The 20,623-nt window shown below is 72.4% G+C and carries 16 protein-coding genes; 10 read left to right on the top strand and 6 right to left on the bottom strand.

From position 1 onward, the window contains the following. Positions 1-51: 51 nt before the first annotated feature. From JI739_RS06285 to JI739_RS06275, 3 genes are all read right to left on the bottom strand, one after another. Positions 52-1,332, bottom strand: coding sequence for an NAD(P)/FAD-dependent oxidoreductase (locus JI739_RS06285; RefSeq protein ID WP_201682948.1), 1,281 nt, complete (start codon positions 1,330-1,332; stop codon positions 52-54). A gap of 13 nt (positions 1,333-1,345) precedes the next feature. After that, on the bottom strand, positions 1,346-1,663 hold the full coding sequence (locus tag JI739_RS06280) for a c-type cytochrome (RefSeq protein WP_201682947.1): 318 nt from the start codon (positions 1,661-1,663) through the stop codon (positions 1,346-1,348). A 111-nt stretch (positions 1,664-1,774) separates the two neighbouring features. After that, complete coding sequence (locus tag JI739_RS06275; protein WP_201682946.1) at positions 1,775-2,425, bottom strand: FMN-dependent NADH-azoreductase; 651 nt, start codon at positions 2,423-2,425, stop codon at positions 1,775-1,777. 115 nt (positions 2,426-2,540) lie between these two features. On the opposite strand from JI739_RS06275, the gene JI739_RS06270 reads away from it, so the two are divergent. After that, the gene (locus tag JI739_RS06270) at positions 2,541-3,473 is read left to right on the top strand and encodes a LysR family transcriptional regulator (RefSeq protein WP_201682945.1); all 933 of its coding nucleotides are present in this window, start codon (positions 2,541-2,543) and stop codon (positions 3,471-3,473) included. A gap of 9 nt (positions 3,474-3,482) precedes the next feature. Here the strand turns inward: JI739_RS06270 and JI739_RS06265 are convergent, their stop codons facing one another. Next, complete coding sequence (locus tag JI739_RS06265) at positions 3,483-4,631, bottom strand: YeeE/YedE family protein (RefSeq protein ID WP_201682944.1); 1,149 nt, start codon at positions 4,629-4,631, stop codon at positions 3,483-3,485. 282 nt (positions 4,632-4,913) lie between these two features. On the opposite strand from JI739_RS06265, the gene JI739_RS06260 reads away from it, so the two are divergent. Further along, positions 4,914-5,132, top strand: coding sequence for a DUF3606 domain-containing protein (locus tag JI739_RS06260; protein WP_201682943.1), 219 nt, complete (start codon positions 4,914-4,916; stop codon positions 5,130-5,132). Between the two features lie 10 nt (positions 5,133-5,142). Here JI739_RS06260 and JI739_RS06255 read toward each other — a convergent pair whose 3' ends face one another. Together JI739_RS06255 and JI739_RS06250 are read right to left on the bottom strand one after the other, a co-directional pair. Then, entirely contained in the window at positions 5,143-5,415 is a 273-nt protein-coding gene (locus JI739_RS06255) for a DUF4242 domain-containing protein (protein ID WP_201682942.1), read from the bottom strand. A 111-nt stretch (positions 5,416-5,526) separates the two neighbouring features. Then, the gene (locus tag JI739_RS06250; RefSeq protein ID WP_201682941.1) at positions 5,527-5,805 is read right to left on the bottom strand and encodes an HU family DNA-binding protein; all 279 of its coding nucleotides are present in this window, start codon (positions 5,803-5,805) and stop codon (positions 5,527-5,529) included. A 108-nt stretch (positions 5,806-5,913) separates the two neighbouring features. Here JI739_RS06250 and JI739_RS06245 point away from each other — a divergent pair, with 108 nt between their 5' ends. The 8 genes from JI739_RS06245 (at position 5,914) to recD (ending at position 20,596) form a co-directional block, all read left to right on the top strand. Next, positions 5,914-6,243, top strand: coding sequence for a hypothetical protein (locus JI739_RS06245; protein WP_201682940.1), 330 nt, complete (start codon positions 5,914-5,916; stop codon positions 6,241-6,243). A gap of 49 nt (positions 6,244-6,292) precedes the next feature. Further along, positions 6,293-6,640 carry a nucleotide pyrophosphohydrolase gene (locus JI739_RS06240; RefSeq protein ID WP_201682939.1) on the top strand — a complete coding sequence of 116 codons (348 nt, stop codon included), beginning with the start codon at positions 6,293-6,295 and terminating at the stop codon, positions 6,638-6,640. A gap of 100 nt (positions 6,641-6,740) precedes the next feature. After that, positions 6,741-7,100 carry an H-NS histone family protein gene (locus tag JI739_RS06235; RefSeq protein ID WP_201682938.1) on the top strand — a complete coding sequence of 120 codons (360 nt, stop codon included), beginning with the start codon at positions 6,741-6,743 and terminating at the stop codon, positions 7,098-7,100. Between the two features lie 127 nt (positions 7,101-7,227). Further along, complete coding sequence (locus JI739_RS06230; protein WP_201682937.1) at positions 7,228-8,394, top strand: exonuclease SbcCD subunit D; 1,167 nt, start codon at positions 7,228-7,230, stop codon at positions 8,392-8,394. A gap of 5 nt (positions 8,395-8,399) precedes the next feature. Continuing rightward, on the top strand, positions 8,400-11,441 hold the full coding sequence (locus JI739_RS06225; RefSeq protein ID WP_354003691.1) for an AAA family ATPase: 3,042 nt from the start codon (positions 8,400-8,402) through the stop codon (positions 11,439-11,441). Positions 11,442-11,448: 7 nt separating this feature from the next. Continuing rightward, the gene (gene recC / locus JI739_RS06220) at positions 11,449-14,961 is read left to right on the top strand and encodes an exodeoxyribonuclease V subunit gamma (RefSeq protein WP_201682935.1); all 3,513 of its coding nucleotides are present in this window, start codon (positions 11,449-11,451) and stop codon (positions 14,959-14,961) included. After that, on the top strand, positions 14,958-18,554 hold the full coding sequence (gene recB / locus JI739_RS06215) for an exodeoxyribonuclease V subunit beta (protein ID WP_201682934.1): 3,597 nt from the start codon (positions 14,958-14,960) through the stop codon (positions 18,552-18,554). Before recC ends, recB begins: the two co-directional genes overlap by 4 nt. Beyond that, positions 18,551-20,596, top strand: coding sequence for an exodeoxyribonuclease V subunit alpha (gene recD / locus JI739_RS06210; protein WP_201682933.1), 2,046 nt, complete (start codon positions 18,551-18,553; stop codon positions 20,594-20,596). Before recB ends, recD begins: the two co-directional genes overlap by 4 nt. Positions 20,597-20,623 lie beyond the last annotated feature (27 nt).

The raw sequence follows: 20,623 nt of genomic DNA, 5'->3' as shown, positions 1-20,623 counted from the left end.
CGCCCATGAAAAAGGGCTGCCCAAGGCAGCCCCCGCATCGTTCGATTCAGCTCAGGCCAGCGCGTCCGCCCAGATGTTGCGCGCCCAGTTCCACGCGTACACGCCTTCGAGCTCCGTGGGTCCCGGGCTCAGGCCGCCGGAGCCCGGCACGGTCTTGAAGGTGCGGTCCTTGGGGTCGTAGGCATGCACGCTCGCCACGTGCATCACCTGCTTGTCATCCACGAAGCTGTAGCAGGTGTTGGTCAGCATGGGCGCCGGGTTGACCTCCCAGCCGCTCAGGCGGGCCACGATGGCGGCGGCCGCCACCTTGGCGTGGTTGTTGGCCATGTGCCCGCTCTTGGGCATGCCTGGCGCGATCTGGATCGCGTCGCCCAGCACGTGCACGTCACGCGCGGCCGTGGACTCGAAGGTCAGGTAGTCCACGCCGCACCAGCGGTTGTTGGCCAGGTTGCTCAGTCCCGATTGCGCGGCGATGAGGCCGGCACGCATCGGCGGCAGCACGTTCATCACCTGGGCCTTCACGTCCTCCTGCACTTCGAAGCGGATGCGGCCCTCGCGCGGGTCCACCGCTTCCACCTTGTGCTGCGGGCGGTACTCGATCAGGCCCGGGTACTGCTCGGCCCAGACCCGCTTGAACAGCGCGCCCTTGGAGGTCACGTCGGGGTTGGCGTCCAGGATCAGCACCTTGCTGCGCGGCTTGGCCTGCTTGAAGTACCACGCCACCTGGCAGGCCCGCTCGTAGGGGCCGGGCGGGCAGCGGTAGGGCTGTTCGGGGATGGTCAGCGCGTAGACGCCACCGTCCGGCATGGCCTCGAGCTGCCGGCGCAGTTGCACCGTCTCGGGGCCGGCCTTGCGCCAGGCCTGCAGCACCTGGCCCGAGGCATGCGCCGCGGGCAGGCCCTGGATGGCGGTCATCTCCAGGTCCACCCCGGGCGCGACCACCAGCTTGTCGTAGCCGATGCTGGGGCCGCCGGCCAACTGCACGCGACGCGCGGCGGTGTCGATGCGACTGACCGAATCGCGCACCACCTGCACGCCATGGCGGCGCGCGAGCTGGGTGTAGGGATTGGTCATCTCGCCGATCTGGCGGCTGCCCCCCAGCACCAGGTTGGACAAGGGGCAGGAGATGAAGGCCGCTTCGGGCTCGATCATCACCACGTCGATCTTGTAGTCGGACAGCAGGCGAACGTACTTGGCGGCCGTGGCGCCGCCGTAGCCACCGCCGACGACCACCACGCGGGCCTTGTCGGGGATGGCGCCGGTCGTGGCGCAGGCGCCCAGGCCCAGCAGGCCCATGGCGGCGGAGGACTGGAGGAAGGATCGTCTTTGCATGGTGCCGCCTCCTTCAGCGCTTCTGGGCCGCGAAATAGCCGGCGATCTGTTCCAGCTGCGCGTCGCTGTAGCCCTTGGCCAACTGGTGCATGACCGTGGCGGGGCGGCTGCCGTCCTTGAACGCCTTGAGCTGGGCGAGCATCTGCTCGCGCGGCATGCCGGCCAGGGTGGGCAAGGGCGAGGCGGCGGCCGCCCGGCCCTGGGTGCCGTGGCAGTTGGCACAGGTGGCGGCCAGGCTGGCCACGTAAAGGCTGTTCTGCGGCGCTTGCGCCAGCACGGGCGCGCTGGCCGACATGGCCAGCAATGCCGCCGCCAGGAGGCGGTATGACATGAGGTTCTCCTTGTTGTTGTTCCGGGACGCAGGTCCCGGAACAACCGAGGGTAAGCCTCAGCCGCGGCGCCTTACAAGACGGGGCAACCCCCGACGGGGGCGGACGGTCCGTCAGGCGACCAGGGCGGCGTCGTCCTGGTTGGCCGCCGCATCGGTCAGGCTGCGGATCTGCACCCGCGCCTGGGCCAGCGCATCCGCCTTGGCGGCTTCACCCATGCTGACCCCCTCGGCGCGCACGATGCGCACGTCGGTGATGCCGAAGAAGCCGAAGACCGCTTTCAGGTAGCTCTCCTGGTGGTCGAGCACCGCTTCGATGGGCGTGCCGGCGTAGGCACCGCCGCGGCTGGACGCCACGATCACCGTCTTGCCGCCGGCCAGCCCCTGGGGACCCTTGTCGGTGTAGCGGAAGGTGCGCCCGGCCTGCGCCACGCGGTCGATCCAGGCCTTGAGCTGGGTGGGGATCGCGAAGTTGTACATGGGTGCGCCCACCACCACCACGTCGGCGGCGAGGAACTGCGACACCAGCCGCTCGGACCGCTCGTTCTCCCGGCGCTGCACCTCGCTCAGCTCGGCGGCGGCGGTGCCCAGGCGAAAGCCCAGCGAGTTCGCGTCCAGGTGGCTCGGCGCGTCCGCGGCCAGGTCGAGGTACTCCACCGTGGCGCCGGGGTGGGCGGCACGCCACTGCGAGACGATGTCGCGGGTGAGCTGGCGCGAGACCGATTGGCTACCCAGGGCGCTGGAGTCGATGTGAAGCAGTTTCATGAGGGTTTCTCCTATTCGTTGAGCCGCGTTCGGCATGGCATTGATTGTGGGGATGGAGGTATTCGGCGATAAGACGGCAGAATCAGGAAACTTCGTTCCATGAACAGGACGATCCATGCAGGATCTGAACGACATGCTTTACTTCGCCGAGGTCGTGGACCGCGGCGGTTTTGCCGCTGCGGGCCGGGCGCTGGGCATTCCCAAGTCGCGCCTGTCGCGCCGGATCGCCGAGCTGGAGGACCGGTTGGGCGTGCGCCTGCTGCAGCGCACGACCCGCAAGCTCTCGCTGACCGAGGCCGGCGAGGCCTACCACCGGCACTGCGTCGCGCTGCGCGAGCAGGCCCAGGCCGCCGAGGAAGCCGTGGCCCATGTGCGGGAAGAGCCCCGCGGCACGGTTCGCGTGGTGTGCCCGGTCACCCTGGCGCAGACCACCGTGGGTCCCCTCATGCCGGACTTCCTGGCGCGGCATCCCCAGGTTCGCGTCGACATGGAGGTCGACAACCGGGTGGTGGACCTGGTGGAGGAGGGCATCGACGTGGCCCTGCGCGTGCGTCCCAGCGTCGACGACAGCGGCAGCCTGGTGGTCAAGCGGCTGGGCGTGTCACGCACGCTGCTGCTGGCGAGCCCGGAGCAGTTGCAGCGGGAGGGGCGCCCCAGCGGCGTGGAAGACCTCGCCCGGCTGTCCACGGTGGCGATGTCGGCGGCGCCCGACGGCCGCGCCAGCTGGAAGCTGGTCGGTCCGCACCAGCGCGAATGGGAGCTGCAGCACCGCCCGCGCTACACCAGCGGCGACCTGCTCACGCTGAAGTCGGCGGTGCTGCAAGGCAGCGGCATCTGCACGCTGCCCGACTACCTGTGCTGCGACGAACTCGCGAGCGGACGGCTGGTGGAGGTCTTGCCCGGCTGGGCGCCGCCGGTCGGTGTCATGCACGCGGTGTTTCCGTCGCGCCGGGGCATGGTGCCGGCGGTACGGCGCTTCCTCGATTACCTGGGCGAGCAGGTGACGACCGAACGGCTCATGGCCAGCTGCAGTGGCCGGCCGGGGTGAGCGAACGACTCAGGCGGCCGCCGCGCCGGCCGGCGATGGGCGGTCCACCCGCGCACCGCGCCGGTCCCGCACCCACAGCGCCAGCCGCGCGCCGGCGACGATGCCCAGCACCGCCAGCACCGAACCGGCGGACAGCAGCGCCAGGCCGGTGACGCCGTTGCCGACCGAGCAGCCCAGGGCCGTGATGCCGCCGAAGCCCATGAGCAGCCCGCCCGCGGCATGCTCGCCCAGCTCGCGCGGCGAGCTGAACGTTTCCCAGCGGAATTCGCCGCGCAGTCGCGCACTGGCGATGGCCCCGCCCAGCACACCCAGCACCAGCGCCACCCCGAAGCTCAGCACCGTATTGCGGTCGGTCCAGAGCGTGGCCAGGTCCAGCAGGTGGCCCATGGGGGCCGCGAAGCTCAGGCCCTCGGGCCGGCGCGACTGCGTGCCCAACCAGGCGGGCTCCAGTGTTTCGGGGTGCTCGGCCATGAACCCGACCTGGCCGGTGAGGTAGAGCGCCGCACCCAGCAGCAGCCCGACCACCGCGCCCCCGGCGACCATGCGGCCGTCGAGCGAGCGGCGCAGCCGCCAGGCCAGCACCCCGACGGCGCCCAGCACCAGCAGCGCCAGCAGCCAGCGCGTCGAGGTGGCCGACAGGGACAGCAGCGGCGACAGCAGCGAGCCCAGGTCCTGCGGCGTGCCCAGCTCGATCGCCCAGCGGTCCAGCCACGACACGCGCACGTTGGCCAGCATGCCGCGAAGGGTCATCAGCACGACCACCGCGATGACGATCAGCGTGACGGCCGACTTCATGTTGCCCGAGCCGGCCTTGACCAGGCTGCGCTGCGGGCAGCCGCCGGCCAGGATCATTCCGTAGCCGAACAGCAGACCGCCGACCAGGTAGGACGCCCACGGCAGCCGAGGCGCCCAGGCCAGGGTGCGGGTGGCGTCCAGGCTGCCGGTGGCCACCAGCAACTGCACGCACACCGCGCCGACCGCGATGGCCACCAACCAGGCCAGCAGCCGGCTGGGTTTGCGCGACTCCACCCAGTCGGCGATGGCGCCGCGCACGCAGAAGCGGGTGGACTGGCCCACCACGCCCAGGCCCAGGCCCAGGAGCAGGCCGCCCCAGAGGACGTAGGAGGTGAGGGTCTGGGGGGCGACGTCGGGGCTCATCGGGTGACTGCAGGCTGGGGCAAAGCGGCGGAGTTTACCGAGTGGGCCAAGGCATTGCGGACATGCGGGGAAGCGCTGGCGCGGCAGGCGGCCATCGTTGCGCCGGGCCTGTCGGTGCGCGACCCGTTTATGAGCAGTTGCCGTGCCCCGCGCTTCGCTGCTGCAGCCGCAGGCTGTCCGCGGCCGCAAACGAGGTCCTTCGCTGACGGTGTGGCGACCTACAGCCTCGCGCGCGCAGAGCGGCTAGGCTGGGCGGAAACCGCCCCAACCCGGAGACCGCACATGAAGACATCATCACCGCCGGGCCATGAGCCCGACCGCATCGACCTGGACGACCCCGCCGAAGCCGATCAGTGGGCCCGTCGGCTCGACTGCAGCCGTGAACAGTTGCGCGAGGCCGTGCAGGCCGTGGGCGATCGGGCCGCGGACGTGGAGATGTGGCTCAAGGGCAGCCACAGCACGACCAACGCCGACCGGATGCAGGAAACGAAAGACGCCTGAGGCGCCTGGCTCATTCCGCCGTGACCGGATCGATCACGTTGCGGACCACCGAGACCTTGTCGGCCGGGAATCCGCCCTTCTGCGCGTGCTCGCGCACGTCCGCCTCGCTTTCGGCGTAGTAGACGCAGTAGATCTTGTCGTCGGTGACGTAACTCTGCTGCCACTGGACCCGCGGGCCCATGCTGCGCAGCACGTCGCAGGACTTTTGCGCGACAGCCTTGAGTTCAGGGCCGGACAACTTGCCGGCATCGGGGATCTCGCGCTCGATGACGAAGCGGGGCATGTGACACCTCCAGGGATGCGGCTCGTCATTCGGCGCCTTGGGACCACCCTGCGCAAGGTGTGTTCACGCACAGTAGGCCCAAAGGTCTGCGCCGCCGGGGGCGGCGCGGGTTTACTGCCCGTTGACGGCGGCCTTGAGCTTGGCGCCGGGGGTGAAGCGCACGGCGGTGGACTCGGGAATGTCCATCGATTCGCCGGTGCTGGGGTTGCGGCCGGTGCGGGCCGCGCGCTTGCTGGCCTTGAAGCTGCCAAAGCCGGTGATGGTCACTTCGTCACCGCTGGACAGCTGCTGGCTGATCACGTCGATGAAGGCATCCAGGTGCCTGGCGGCCGTGGCCTGGGATTCGCCGGTGGCTTGCGCCAGTGCTTCGACGAGTTCGCCTTTTTTCATGGTGTCTCCTTTCCAAAAGGGCGTGAGTGTACCGGCGGCACGCGGTCCGCAGGCCGGCGCGGGCGCCGCGCGTGCCAGCGCGTACTCTTCCGGCTCCTAGAATGCGCCGTGCCCCGCCCAGCCGGCCATCACCATGTCTATGTCGTCGAGCTCGCGCGAGCGGCGTGGGAAGTGGCCCGGTTCCGCCAGTGCAACCCTGGATACCGGGCGGGCCGGCCGCTCGTCTATGTGGGAATGACCGGGCTCGATCCCGACCTTCGTTTCGACCGGCACAAGGCCGGCATCCAGTCGAACCGATTCGCCCGCGAGTTCGGATTGCGCCTGCTGCCGCATCTTTATGAGTCCTACAACCCCATGACCTACGAAGCCGCGCGCCAGATGGAGGTGGAACTCGCCATTGCATTGCGCAGGATCGGCTGGGGTGTCTGGCAGGCCTGAACGGTGCAATTGGCCGCTATCGCTGCAACGCGCCCGGAACACCCAAGACATGACCGATTCAAATTCAATGCTGATCGATGCGAGTGCCCTGGTGCAGCGTTTGAGGCACTTTGCCGCGCAGCGTAATTGGGAGCGTCATCACGCGCCCAAGAACCTCGTGATGGCGCTCACCGGCGAGGTGGGGGAACTCAATGAGATCTTCCAGTGGATGGACGAAGCCCAGTCGCGCGAAGCCGGCCGCGATCCCGCGACGTCATTGGCCGTGCGCGAGGAAATCGCCGACGTGCTGCTGTATCTCGTGCGTCTGGCCGATGTCCTGGGTGTCGACCTCGATCAAGCCGTGCGGCACAAGCTGGAGGTCAATGCACGCAAGTACCCGATCGACGATGACGGGTGATTAAAAATGAATGAAATCGTCGCGGATGGGCTGATTGGCCTGATTGCGATTGCGCGGATTGCCTATACTTCGTGCTCCCAATTACCTACTAGATAAGACCATGGCAAAAAAGACCTACGCGGAAATCCAGGCCGAGATCGCACGCTTGCAGCAGGAAGCCGAATCCGTTCGTGAAGCCGAAGTGGCCGGTGTCATCGAGCGTATGCGCGAAGCGATCGAGGTGTATGGAATCACCGCGCGGGACCTCGGCTTCTCGGGTTCCGAATCGGCATCGGCATCGCGCGGGGGGCGGCGCCCGGCGGGCCGCGCGGCCGGGCGTCGCGCCGCTGCCGGGGCCGACGGCGCTCCCAAGTACCGCGACCCGTCGGGCCAGGTCTGGTCCGGGCGTGGTCCGCGCCCGCGCTGGCTGCGCGAGGCGCTCGAATCCGGCCGCAGCCTCGAGGAATTCCGGGTCGGCTGAACGCCCCCTTGCGCGAATTGCGGTGAATTGCCGCGTTCGCCACTTCCTTGCTTCGTCCCGCGGGCTCACGTGATGAGCCCGCACCGCCTCACGATATGCTGCGACTCCTTCGAATCGCTGAGGCACGATGCGTTTTCTCCACACCGCCGACTGGCACCTGGGCCGCTGGTTCCACGGTAGTTCCCTGCTCGAGGACCAGGCCCATGTGCTCGACCAGTTCGTCGAGCTCGCGGCCCGCGAGCGGGTCGATGCGGTGGTCATCGCCGGCGACGTCTACGACCGCGCCGTGCCGCCGGCCGATGCGGTGTCGCTGCTCGGTGACGTACTCGAGCGGCTGGTGGTGCGACATGCCATCCCGGTCGTCCTGATCGCCGGCAACCACGACAGTGCCGAACGCATCGGTTTCGGCGGACCCATCTTCGAGCGCCAGGGCCTGCATCTGCGCGGCACGCTCTCGCGCCTCGAAGCCGTGACCCTTCAGGGGCGGCAGGGCCCGGTCGACTTCCACCCGCTGCCCTACGTCGAGCCCGCATTCGCGCGCGCGCTCGAGGGCGGCGAATCGGTGACCGACCATGCACAGGCGATGTCGCACGTGCTGGCGCGCATCCGTTCCGGATTCCAGCCCGATCGTCGCCATGTGCTGGTGGCGCACGCCTTCGTGGCCGGTGGCAGCGAGTCCGAATCCGAACGGCCCCTCTCGGTGGGCGGATCGGGCGGCGTGCCGCCCTCGGTGTTCGAGGGCTTCGACTACGTGGCCCTGGGACACCTGCACCGGCCGCAGCGTGCCGGATCGGACCGCATCCGCTACGCCGGCAGCCTGCTCAAATATTCCTTCGACGAAGCGGCGCACGACAAGAGCGTGTCGCTGGTCGAGTTCGAGTTCGAGGCCGATGGCAACTGCCGCGTGACGCCCCACCGGCTGCGCCCGCGCCGTGACGTGCGGGTGATCGAAGGCCGCATGGCCGACCTGCTGGCCGGGGCCGAGGCCTTCGGTCCGCGCACCGACTACCTCAGTGCCCGCATCACCGACGACGGCCCGGTGCTCGACGCCATGGCCCGCTTGCGCGAGGTCTACCCGCAGCTGATGGAGATCCGCTTCGCGCGCCAGGCCGCCACCGGCCCGACAGTCGATGGGGCGGGGGCCGGTGACCACCGCCGCCGCACCCCGGCCGACCTGTTCGCCTCGTTCTTCCGCGACATGCAGGGGCAGGACTGGACCGAGGCGCAGCGCGCCGCGTTCGAGGCGTCCACCCGCGAACTGCTCGAGGCGCCACCCAACGGCGTGCTGTTTTGAAACCGGTGCTGCTGCGGCTGCAGGCCTTCGGCCCCTTCGCGGGCGTGCAGGAGATCGACTTCCGCCGCCTCGGCGGCAACAGCTTCTTCCTGATCCACGGGCCTACCGGGTCGGGCAAGACCAGCGTGCTGGACGGCATGTGCTTCGCGCTCTTCGGCGACAGCTCGGGGGGCGAGCGCGAGGGGCGGCAGATGCGCAGCCACCATGCCGATGCCGCCACGCTGACCCAGCTGGAATTCGAGTTCGCGCTGGGCCAGGCCCGCTACCGCGTGCTGCGGGTGCCCGAGCAGACGCGCAAGGCGCTGCGCGGCGGCGGCGAGGTGAACCAGAAGCCCCGGGCCGAGTTGTTCGCCGTCGAGGGCGAGGGCGCCGACGCCACCGAACGCCCGCTGGCCACCGGCTGGTCCAAGGTCAACGAGTACATCGTGCGGCTGCTCGGCTTCGACAGCCGCCAGTTCCGGCAGGTGATCGTGTTGCCGCAGGGCCGGTTCTTCGAGTTCCTCAAGGCCAGTTCGCAGGAGCGCGAAAAGATCCTGCAGGTGCTGTTCGGCACCGAGCTGTACAAGCGCGTCGAAGAGTCGCTCAAGCGCGCGGCCGACGAGCTGCAGGCACGCGGCCGCGCCGAGCGCGAGCGCCGCGCCGCCTTGCTGGAGCAGGCCGCTGTCGTGGACGAGGCCGAGCTCGCCACGCGCGAAGCGGGGCAGCGCGCCGTGCTCGAAGAGGCCCGAGCCACCGCGGCGCACAGCGCTGTCGAAGCCCGCGCGGCCGAGGACCGGCTGGCGCAGGCCCGGCAGGACGCCCAGCGCTTTGCCGAACACGACGCCGCGGCCCTGGCCCTCCAGGCGCTTCGATCGCAGCAGGACCAGGAGTCGGCCCGCAGGCAAGCCTTGGCTCGAATGAAACTGGCCGCGCGCCTGCGCCCCCTGGAGCAGCACTGGCAGCAGGCCCGTACCGAGTCGGTGCAGGCGCGGGCGCTGGCGGCGCAGCGGACGCAGGCGCTGGAGCGGGCTGGCCAGGAGGAGGCGGCGGCACGCAGCGCCTGCGAGCGCCAGGAGGCGCTGGCGCCGCGACGCGAACAGCTGGCCGGGCGCATCGCGCAGCTCGCTGAGCTGTCCGGGCGGGTGGGGCTGCTGGCGCAGGCGCAGGCGGACCATGCGGCGGCCCGGCAGCGGCAGCAGCGTGCATCGCAACAGCTGGAGCAGGCCGGCCGCGCGCACGCCGAAGCCGGCCAGGCCTGCGAATCACTGCAAGGTGAGCTGGCCCGAGTCGGTGCCGAAGCGGCGTCGCTCGAAGCCGCAGGCGCGGCGCTGCGCCACGCGCAGTCCCTGCGCACGCAGCGGCTCGAACGCGACCGGCTCCTGGCGCTGTGCCAGACCGCGCGGCGGCAGGTGGACACGCTTCAATCCGCCTGCGAGGCCCGCCGTGCCCGTGCCGAGCAGGCGATGCAGCTTTGGCAGCAAGCGATGGCCCACTGGCTGGCTGGCCAGTCGGCGCGGATCGCCCGCGAATTGCAAGCCGGGCAACCGTGCCCGGTCTGCGGATCGCACGAGCATCCGAGTCCGGCTCACGCGTCCGGCGATGCGGCCAGCGACGAGCAGCTGGCCGCCGCCGAAGGCGCCCGCGACCGTGCGGCCGACGAACACCGGCAGGCGCAGGAGGCGCTCGCCGCCGCACGGCTGCGGCTGGCGCAAGCCGAGGGCGGACTGGAGACGGCGCAGGCGGCGCTGGGCGCCGAGGCGTCCGATGACCTCGGCGGCGTGCTCACCGCCGCCACCGATGCACTGAAACGCGCGCAAGCCGCGGCCGCCGGGCTGCCCCAGCTGCGGCAGCGCCTGGACGCCGCGCGCCAGCGGCTGCAGGAGGCCGCCACGGCCCTGGAGCGGGCGCAGGCCGACGGCGCCGATGCGGCGCGCGAGCTGCAGCACCGCGCCACCCAGTGCGCCGAGCGGCAGGCCGGCATTCCCGCCGAACTGGCGCAGCCCGCCGCGCTGGCGCACGCGCTGCAGCAGGCCCGCCTGGAGGCACAGGCGATGCATCAGGCGCTCAAGCAGGCGCAGGACGCGGCGGCCCAGCAGGCGAGCGCGCTCGCGCGTGCCATCGCCTTCGCCGAAGAGAGCGCCCGGACCCGCACCCAGCGCGAGCAGCTGGAACAGGCGCGGGCGGGCGCGTTCGAAGACGGCCTGCGGGAACTCGGCTTTGCCGATGCCGATGACTGGCGCGCTGCCCACGCCGACGACCCCACCATCGCGGCACAGGAGGAGCACACCGCCGCCTTCGACCGCGCCTTCGCCGCGGCCAGCGAGCGGGTCGTCCGCAGCCAGGCCGCGGTCCAGGACCTGCTGCGCCCCGACGTGGCCGCGGCGGAGATCGCGTTGCGCGACGCCCAGGCCCGCCAGACCGCCGCCAGCGACGCGGTGCGCGATGTGCTGGCGAAGCTGCAGAACACCAGCGGCTTCATCGGCTCGCTCGCCCGCATCGCGCAAAGCTTCGACGACATCGAGCGCCGCCACGCCGACCTGCGCACGCTCGCCGACGCGGCGGTGGGCCAGAACCCGCAGCGCATGTCCTTCCAGCGCTACGTGCTGGCCACCTTGCTCGAAGAGGTGCTGGCCGCGACCACGCTGCGCCTGCGCGTCATGAGCCGGGGCCGCTACGAAATGCGCCGGCGCCTGGTGGCGATGGATGCGCGCAGCGCTGGCGGGCTCGACCTGGACGTGTTCGACCACTACACCGGCACCACCCGCGGCGTGGACACGCTCTCGGGCGGCGAGTCCTTCCTGGCCTCGCTGGCCCTGGCGCTGGGCCTGTCGGACGTGGTGCAGTCCCACGCGGGCGGCATCCGGCTCGATGCGATCTTCGTGGACGAGGGCTTCGGCACGCTCGATCCCGAGGCGCTGGATTTCGCCATCCGCACGCTCAAGGACCTGCAGCGCTCCGGGCGCATGGTGGGCATCATTTCGCACGTCGCCGAGCTGCGCGAATGGATGGACGCGCGGCTGGAACTGCTGCCCTCGCAGGACGGCAGCCGCGCCCGCTTTGTCACCTGAGGAAGACATGAGCGGCGAGCTGTCCCCCGGCTTCATGGTGGTCCACGGCAACCGGCCGGAGACCCTGCGCGCGCTGATGGCGCAGTGGATGCAGGCCGCCAGCCTCGGCCCGTTGGAAGACGAGGCCGTGCTGGTGCAAAGCAACGGCGTGGCCCAGTGGATCAAGCTGCACCTGGCCAGCGACGCCTCGCGCGGCGGCCTGGGCATCGCCGCCGCGCTGCAGGTGCAGCTGCCCTCGCAGTTCACCTGGCGCGCCTACCGCGCGCTGCTCGGCGCGGCGCAGGTGCCGGCCGATTCGCCTTTCGACAAGTCGCGCCTGGTGTGGCGGCTGATGCGCCTGCTGCCGGGCCTGCTGGCCGAGCCGGTGTTCCAGCCGTTGGAGCGTTTCCTGCGCGGTGGCGAGGGCGGCGCGGCCGATCCGCGCAAGCTGCACCAGCTGTGCGAGCGCGTGGCCGACCTGTTCGACCAGTACCAGGTGTACCGGGCCGACTGGCTGGAAGCCTGGGCCTCAGGCCGCGACCGGATCGCGGTGCGCGGCGCCGAGCAGCCGCTGGACGCCAGCGACGCCTGGCAGCCCGCCCTGTGGCGCGTGCTGCGCCAAGACGCCGGCGAGGCCGCCGCGCACGGCAGCCGGGCCGAGGTGCACCAGCGCTTCCTGCGCGCCGCCGCGCAGCCCGATGCGCAGCGGCCGCGCGGCCTGCCGCGCCGGATCACCGTGATCGGCGTCTCGTCCCTGCCGGCCCAGGCGCTGCAGGTGCTGGCGGCGCTGGCACGCTGGAGCCAGGTGCTGGTCTTCGTGCACAACCCCTGCCGCCACGACTGGTCGCGCATCGTGCCGGACCACGAACTGCTTCGCGCGCGCCGCCATCGGCAGGCACCGCGCGGGCCGGTCGCCGGCCTGCCGGCGCCTGGCCACCCCTTGCTCGCCGCCTGGGGCCGGCAGGGCCGCGACTTCATCCGCATGCTCGACGAACACGACGAGCACGAAGCCCATGCCCGGCGCTTCGAGGCCGTGCTGCGCCAGGTCGATGTGTTCGAAGCCAATGCCGACGCCGGCTCGCGCAGCCTGCTGCACCGGCTGCAGGACGACATGCTGGAGCTGCGGCCGGTGGAAGAGTCGCGCCAGCTCGCGCCCGAGGTCGCGGCGGGCGACCGTTCCATCGCCTTCCACGTCACGCACGGTCCCCTGCGCGAGGTGGAGGTGCTGCACGACCGCCTGCTGGCGGCGTTCGCGGCCGACCCCGAGCTGCGGCCGCAGGACGTGATGGTCATGGTGCCCGACGTCGCCGCCTTCGCGCCGCACATCGAAGCCGTGTTCGGCCTGTATGAGCGCGACGATCCGCGCCACATCCCGTTCGGCATCGCCGATCGCGGGCAGCGCGGGCACGACTCGCTGCTGGCCGCGATCGCGAAGCTGCTGTCGCTGCCGCAGGCGCGCTGGGCCGCGAGCGAGCTGCTGGACCTGCTGGACGTGCCGGCCTTCCGCCGCCGCCTGGGCATCCAGGAGGCCGAGCTGCCGCTGCTGCGGCGTTGGGTGGCGCGCGCCGAGGTGCGCTGGGGCTTGAACGCGCCGCAGCGCGAGCACCTGGGCCTGCCGCCGGGGCTGGACCAGAACAGCTGGCAGTTCGGCCTGCGCCGCATGTTCCTGGGCTATGCCGTGGGCAGCGGCGAGCCCTGGCAGGGCATCGCGCCCATGGACGAGATCGGCGGGCTGGACGCCGCGCTGCTCGGCCCGCTGGCCACCTTGCTGGACCGGCTCGATGCGCACTGGCACGCCTTGACCGAGGACGCCGCGCCCGACCGGTGGGTCGAGCGGCTGGAACGGCTGCTGGACGACTTCTTCGAGGCGCCCGACGGCAGCGACGAATCGCTGGTGCTGCTGCGGCTGCGCGGCGCGCTGCACGCGTGGCAGCAGGAATGCGCCGAGGCGGGCCTGGTCGATGCCCTGCCGCTGGCTGTCGTGGGCGGTCACTGGCTCGATCGGGTGGAGCGGCCCAGCCTGTCGCAGCTGTTCCTCTCGGGCGGCGTCACCTTCGCGTCCCTCATGCCGATGCGCGCCATCCCGTTCCGCTGGATCGCGCTGCTGGGCATGAACGATGGCGACTACCCGCGTCCGCGCACGCCCATCGACTTCGACCTGATGGCGCGCGAGGTGCGCCCCGGCGACCGCTCCCGGCGCGAGGACGACCGCTACCTGTTCCTGGAGGCGCTGCTGTCGGCGCGCGAGCACCTGCACGTGAGCTGGGTCGGGCGCAGCATCCGCGACAACCAGGAGCGGCCGGCCTCGGTGCTGGTGGCGCAGCTGCGCGACCACGTCGCCGCCTGCTGGCGCCGCGCCGGCGACGCGCGGCCCCAGGCGCTGGCCGGGCCGGCCCTGTTGCAGGCGCTGACCTGCGAGCATCGGCTGCAGCCGTTCCACGAGGCCTATTTCGACGGGCGCGATCCGCGCCTGGCCAGCTACGCGCGCGAATGGCGCGTGGCCCGCGAAGCCACGACCCTCGCGCAGCCGCCGCAGCCCCTGCCGGCGCCGGCGGGCGAGCGCGTCTTCACGCTGCGCGAGTTCGCCGCCTTCGCCCGCGAGCCGGTGCGCTTCTTCTTCGACCAACGGCTGCAGGTCCACTTCGGCCACGACGACCCGGTGGCCGAGGACCAGGAGCCCTTCGAGCTGGACCCGCTTCGCCGCTGGCAGCTGCAGGACGAGTTGATCCGCCTGCAGAAGACCGCCATCGAGCACGGCGCCGACCGCGAAGCGGCACTGGCACGCGGGCTGGACGTGATGACCGCGCGCGGCAGCCTGCCGGTGGGCGCCCTGGCCGCGCCGGTGCGCGCCACGCTGGCCGAACCCATGGAGCGCCTGTTCGCCGAACATGCCGCCGCCTGCGAGCAGTGGCCGCAGCGCCTGCCCGACGAGTGGCTGGACCACGCGCCCGCCGACCTCGCGCAGGCGCCGCGCGTGCAGGACTGGCTGGGCGAGCTGCGCACCGACGGGCAGGGCGCGCGTTGCCGATTGGTGCTCGAAAGCACCGGGCTGATCAGGAAGGCCACCGGCAAGGACACGGATCAGTGGCGCTTCGACAAGCTGGTGGGCCACTGGGTGGCGCACCTGGCCGGCCACCTGGGCGGGCAGCCGATGACCAGCGTGGTGGCCAGCAAGGCCGGCACGCTGACGCTGTTGCCGCTGTCCATCGAGGTGGCCCGGGGGCATTGGCGTGACCTGTGCGTGCTGCTGGCCGAGGGCCTGTGCCGGCCGCTGCCCTTCGCGCTGCGCAGCGCCAGCGAATGGCTGGAGAAGCTCCCCAAGGGCGAGGAGACCGCCCGCGAGGCCGCGCGCCGCTGCTACGAGGAGCACGAGCCTCGCCGCCACCAGTTCGCCGAGGCCCGGCGCGATCCCTGCCTGGGCCGCACCTACCCCGGCTTCGACGCGCTCTGGTCCGACGGCGAGTTCGCCCGGCTCGCGCAGCGCCTGCTGGGGCCGCTGCGCGAGGCGCCGCGCAACAAGCCACGGGGGGAGCGCGGATGACCCGCCTGCTGGATGCGCTCTCGTTTCCCCTGCGCGGCTCGCAGCTGGTCGAGGCCAGCGCGGGCACCGGCAAGACCTTCACCATCAGCGCGCTCTACCTTCGGCTGGTGCTCGGCCACGGGGGCGAGGCGGCCGGCTTCGGCCGCCCGCTGGATCCAGCCGAGATCCTGGTGGTGACCTTCACCGAGGCGGCCACGCAGGAGCTGCGCGACCGGGTGCGCCAGCGCCTGGCCGAAGGCGCGGCGGCCTTCCGGATCGATCCGTCCCAGGTGCCATCCCTGCCTGCAGGCCGCGACCTGCTGCACGACCTGCGCGCCAGCTACCCGCCCGAAGCGTGGCCGGCCTGCGCCCATCGCCTGCAGCTGGCGGCCGAGGGCATGGACGAGGCCGCCATCTCCACCATCCACGGCTGGTGCCACCGCATGCTGCGCGAGCACGCCTTCGACAGTGGCAGCCTGCTCGCGCAGACCCTGCAGCCCGACCCCGGCGAGCTGTTCCTGGAGGCCGTGCGCGACTGGTGGCGCAGCTTCGTCTACCCGCTCGACGCGGCCGACGCGGCCACGCTGTGCGGCTGGTGGAAGACGCCCGCGGCCTTGGCCGAGCTGCTGCGCAGCCTGGCCCCGCACCGCGAGCTGCTGGCCGCCGGCGCGGCGCCGCAAGAGGCGCTGCGGATCGCGCGCACGGCGGGCCAGGCCGCGCTCGCGCAATGGAAGCAGCCGTGGCAGCGCGACGTGGCGGTGCTGCGCGAGGCGATCGACGCCAGCCTGCGGTCCGGGCAACTGCAGGCGAGGCCGCTCGGTCATCGCGGCCGCTGGCTTCAGTCCCTGCACGACTGGGCGCATGGCGACGACCGCCTGCCCCGGCTCACCGACAAGGCCTGGGACCGCCTGAGCCCCGCCGGCATGCGCGATGCCAGCGCCACCGGCACGGTCTTCGACCACCCCCTGCTGCATGAACTGGCCGACCTGCGCCGCCGCCTGGGCGAGCTGCCTGACGGACGCGACGCCGTGCAGCAGCACGCGGTGCACTGGGTGGCCGAGCGCCTGGCGCAGGAGAAGGCGCGCCGGGCCGAGATGGGGTTCGACGACATGCTGGTGCAGCTGGATGCCGCGCTGGCGCGGTCGGCGGATGCGCGGCTGGCGCAGCGCATCCGGGCGCAGTTCCCGGTGGCGCTGATCGACGAGTTCCAGGACACCGACGCGCTGCAGTACCGCATCTTCGATGCCATCTACGCCGTGCGCGCCGGCGCCCGCGAGCAGGCCCTGGTGCTGATCGGCGACCCCAAGCAGGCCATCTACGGCTTTCGCGGCGCCGACATCCACGCCTACCTCGCGGCCCGTGCCGACACCCAGGGCAAGCACCACACGCTGGGCACCAACTTCCGCTCGTCCAAAGCCATGTGCGAGGCGGTCAACCACCTGTTCGGCCGCGCCGAGCGGCGAGACCCCGCGGGTGCCTTCGGCTTCGGCACCCCCGCGGGCAACCCGCTGCCCTTCCTGCCCGTGCAGGCGCACGGCCGCAAGGAGGCCTGGGAGCTGCAGGGGGAACCGGCCCCGGCGCTGACCTGCTGGTGGGCCGAGGACGAGCGGCAGCTGCCCGAGGCCTGCGCCGCCGAGGTGCTGCGGCTGCTGCAGGCCGGGCAGCAGGGGCGGGCGGGATTTCGCCGGCCCGACGGCTCGCTGGTGCCGGTGCGCCCCGGCGACATGGCGGTGCTGGTCCACACCGGCACCCAGGCCCGGCGCGTGCGCGCCGCGCTGCAGCGGGCGGGAGTGCGCAGCGTCTACCTGTCGGACCAGGACCCGGTGTACTGGAGCGAGGCGGCCGCCGACCTGCAGCGGCTGCTGCAGGCCTGCGCCGCGCCCGAGGACGATCGCCTGCTGCGCGCGGCACTGGCCACCGGCCTGCTGGGGCTGGACTGGGCGGCGCTGGAACGGCTGCATGCCGACGAATCCGCCTGGGAAGACGCGGTGCTGCGTTTCCGCCGCTACCGCGACCAGTGGCGCCGCCAGGGCGTGCTGCCCATGCTGCGCCGGCTGCTGCACGAGCACCAGGTGCCGCACCGGCTGCTGGCCGCCGGCGACGAGCGGCGCCTGACCGACGTGCTGCACCTGGCCGAGCTGCTGCAGCAGGCGGCCACCGAACTGGAGGGCGAGCATGCGCTGGTGCGCCACCTGGCCGAGCAGCGCGCCGCCCAGCGCCCGGCCAGCGACGACAGCCGCATCCTGCGTCTGGAGAGCGACGCCGATCTGCTCAAGGTGGTGACGGTGCACAAGTCGAAGGGGCTGGAGTACCCGCTGGTGTTCCTGCCTTTCGGTTGCCACGCGAAAGCGGTCAAGGGGGACCGGCCGCTGGCCTGGCAGGACGGCCGGGGCCGGCGGCTGGCGCTGCGACCGGACGCCGAGGCCGTGGCCGGGGCCGACCGCGAGCGGCTGGCCGAGGACCTGCGCAAGCTCTACGTGGCGCTGACCCGGGCGCGCTTCGCCACCTGGGTGGGATTGGCGCCGGGCAAGGAGCCGCATCGCAGCGCGCTGGGTTGCCTGCTCGGCGGACCCGAGCCCTTCGAGGCGGCGTCCTTGCCGCGCTTGCTGGCGACGCTGGCCGGCGAATGCCCGTCCATCGCGGTGCAGCCGGTGCCGCCCGCCGCCACCGGCCGCTGGCAGGAGACCGGGCCGCCGCGCGACTGGGCCCCCGAGCCGCCGCTGCGCCGCACGCCGCATCCGCCGTGGTGGGTGGCGAGCTACTCGCGCCTGCGCACCGAGCAGGGGGCGGCGGGCGGGCCGGCCGACGCGCCCGAAAGCGCCGCCGAAGCCACCTTCCTGGAAGAGGCCGTTGCGCCCGACGGGGCCTGGCGCGGCGGCGCCGGACCCGGGCTGCACGGCTTTCCACGCGGCGCGGGGCCGGGCAGCTTCCTGCACGGCCTGCTGGAATGGGCCGGTCGCGAAGGCTTCGCGGACGTTGCGGCCGATCCGGGCCGGCTGCGCCGGCTGCTCGAGCAGCGCTGCCGCGCCCGCGGCTGGGCCGAATGGGCCGGGCCGCTGGCCGACTGGCTGCTCGCCTGGTTGCGCGCCCCGCTGCGGCTGCCGGGCGCACCGAGCCCGGCCGACCTGGCCGGCTACCAGGTCGAAATGGAGTTCTGGTTCGCCACCCGGCGCGTCGATGCCCGCCGCATCGACGCGCTGGTCTGCGAGCACACGCTGGACGCGGCGCCCAGGCGCCGGCTGCAGCCGCAGGAGCTGAACGGCCTGTTCAAGGGCTACATCGACCTGGTGTTCGAGCACCAGGGCCGCTGGTGGGTGGCCGACTACAAGTCCAACACCCTCGGCGCGGTCGATGGCGACTACACCGCCGAGGCGTTGCGCGCCGAGGTGCTGCGCCATCGCTACGAGCTGCAGTACGCGCTGTACCTGTTCGCGCTGCACCGGCACCTGCGCAGCCGGCTGCCCGACTACGACTACGACCGGCACGTGGGCGGGGCCGCCTACCTGTTCCTGCGCGGCCACGGCGGACCCGCTGGCGGCCTGCACCTGGAGCGTCCGCCGCGCGCGCTGATGGACGGCCTGGACGCGCTGTTCGCGCAGGAGGTGGCGGCATGAGGGGCGTGCTGGATCGACTCGAACGCTGGGTACGGGCCGGCTGGATCCGCGAACTCGATCGCGCCTTCGCCGCGTTCCTGGCGCGCGAAGCGCCCGACGCCGATCCGGCCCTGCTGCTGGCCGCCGCGCTGGCCAGCCACCAGCTCGGGCGGGGCCACGCCTGCCTGGAGTTGCAGCCGCTGCTCGACGACCCGGTGGGCACCTTGGCGCTGCCGCCCGAGCGCGGCGGCCATGACGACGACGCCCCGGACGACCCGGCCGCCGCGCCCGAACACCCGCGTGAACTGCTGGCCGGCCTGGACCTTCCCGGCTGGACACGCCGGCTGGCGCACCCGCGGCTGGTCGCGCCGGGCGAGGGCGACACGCCGCTGGTGCTCGATGACGGGCGGCTGTACCTGCGGCGCTACTGGGACCACGAGCGCACCGTGCGTGCGGGCATCGCCGCGCGGCTGGCGGCGGGGCCGGCATCGCCCGAAGGATTGGCCGCGGCCTTGCGCGTGCTGTTCGCGCAGCCCCCTGGCGAGACCGCGGACTGGCAGCGGCTGGCCTGCGCCACCGCCGCCCGGCATGCCTTCAGCGTGATCACCGGCGGGCCGGGCACCGGCAAGACCACCACGGTGGTCAAGGTGCTGGCCCTGCTGCAGCACCTCGCGCTGCAGGGGCAGGTGCAGGGGCTGATGCCCGGCCGGCCCCTGCGCATCCGGCTCGCCGCCCCCACGGGCAAGGCCGCCGCGCGGCTGAACGAGTCCATCGCCGGGGCGGTGCAGCAACTGCCGCTGGAGGGCCTGCCGCAGCCGCAGGCGGTGCGCGCCGCCATCCCGACCGAGGTGTCCACGGTGCACCGGCTGCTGGGCAGCCTGCCGGACAGCCGGCACTTCCGCCACCACGAGGGCAATCGCCTGCCGCTGGACGTGCTGGTGCTGGACGAGGCCTCCATGGTCGACCTGGAGATGATGGCCGCGGTGCTGCGGGCCTTGCCGCCGCAGGCGCGGCTGATCCTGCTGGGCGACAAGGACCAGCTCGCCTCGGTCGAAGCCGGCGCCGTGCTGGGCGAGCTGTGCCGGCGCGCCGACCAGGGCCACTACACCGAGGACAACCGGCGCGAGCTGCAGGCGCTCACCGGCCAGGTCATTCCCAGTGCGCTGGTGGATGCGGCCGGGACGCCGCTGGACCAGGTCGTGGTCAAGCTGCGCCACAGCTGGCGTTTCCGCGAGGACAGCGGCATCGGCCAGCTGGCGGCGGCGGTCCATGCCGGCGACGCGGCGCGGCTGGCCCGCATCGAAGCCGCCGCGCCGCGCGACCTGGCCTTCGTCGAGTTGGGCGGCGAGGGCCTGCGCCGGCTGGTGCTGGGGGCGGACGGCGGCGCGGGTGGCCCCAGCGGTGGCCGCGCCGCCCCGGCCGGCCATGCGCACTACCTGCGGGTGATGCGCGAGGGCCTGCCGGCGCCGCTGGCGGGGCCCGAGGAATGGAACGAGTGGGCGGCCCGCGTGCTGGCAGCCTTCGGCGAATTCCAGTTGCTGTGCGCGCTGCGGCAGGGGCCGCAGGGCGTGGAGACCCTGAACCGCACGGTGGCGGCCATCCTGTGCCGCGAAGGCCTGGTCGAGACCGACCAGGGCTGGTACGCGGGCCGGCCGGTGATGGTCACGCGCAACGACTACGGGCTGGGCCTGATGAACGGCGATGTGGGCATCACCCTGGCGACGCCGGTGCTGGAGGACGGCGCGGTGCGCTGGAAACTGCGGGTGGCCTTCGCCGCCGAATCCCCCGGCGCCGGCCGGGGGCCGCGCTGGGTGCTGCCCAGCCGCCTGCAGGCGGTGGAGACCGTCTATGCGATGACGGTGCACAAGTCGCAGGGCTCGGAGTTCGGGCACGCCGCCCTGGTGTTGCCGGCTGCCGACAGCCGCGTGCTCACGCGCGAGCTGGTCTACACCGGCATCACGCGGGCCCGCCAGTGGTTCACGCTGGCGCGTGCCGGCGGGGGCGACGTGCTGGCGCAGGCGGTCGCCCGGCGGGTGCGGCGTGCCGGCGGATCGTTCGGTTGAGCTGACCTGCGGCGGCTGTCAAGGGTG

This window comes from Ramlibacter aurantiacus (assembly GCF_016722895.1).
In the GTDB taxonomy this organism is placed as follows: Bacteria; Pseudomonadota; Gammaproteobacteria; order Burkholderiales; family Burkholderiaceae_C; genus Ramlibacter; species Ramlibacter aurantiacus.
This window is presented reverse-complemented; position numbering and strand designations above follow the sequence as displayed.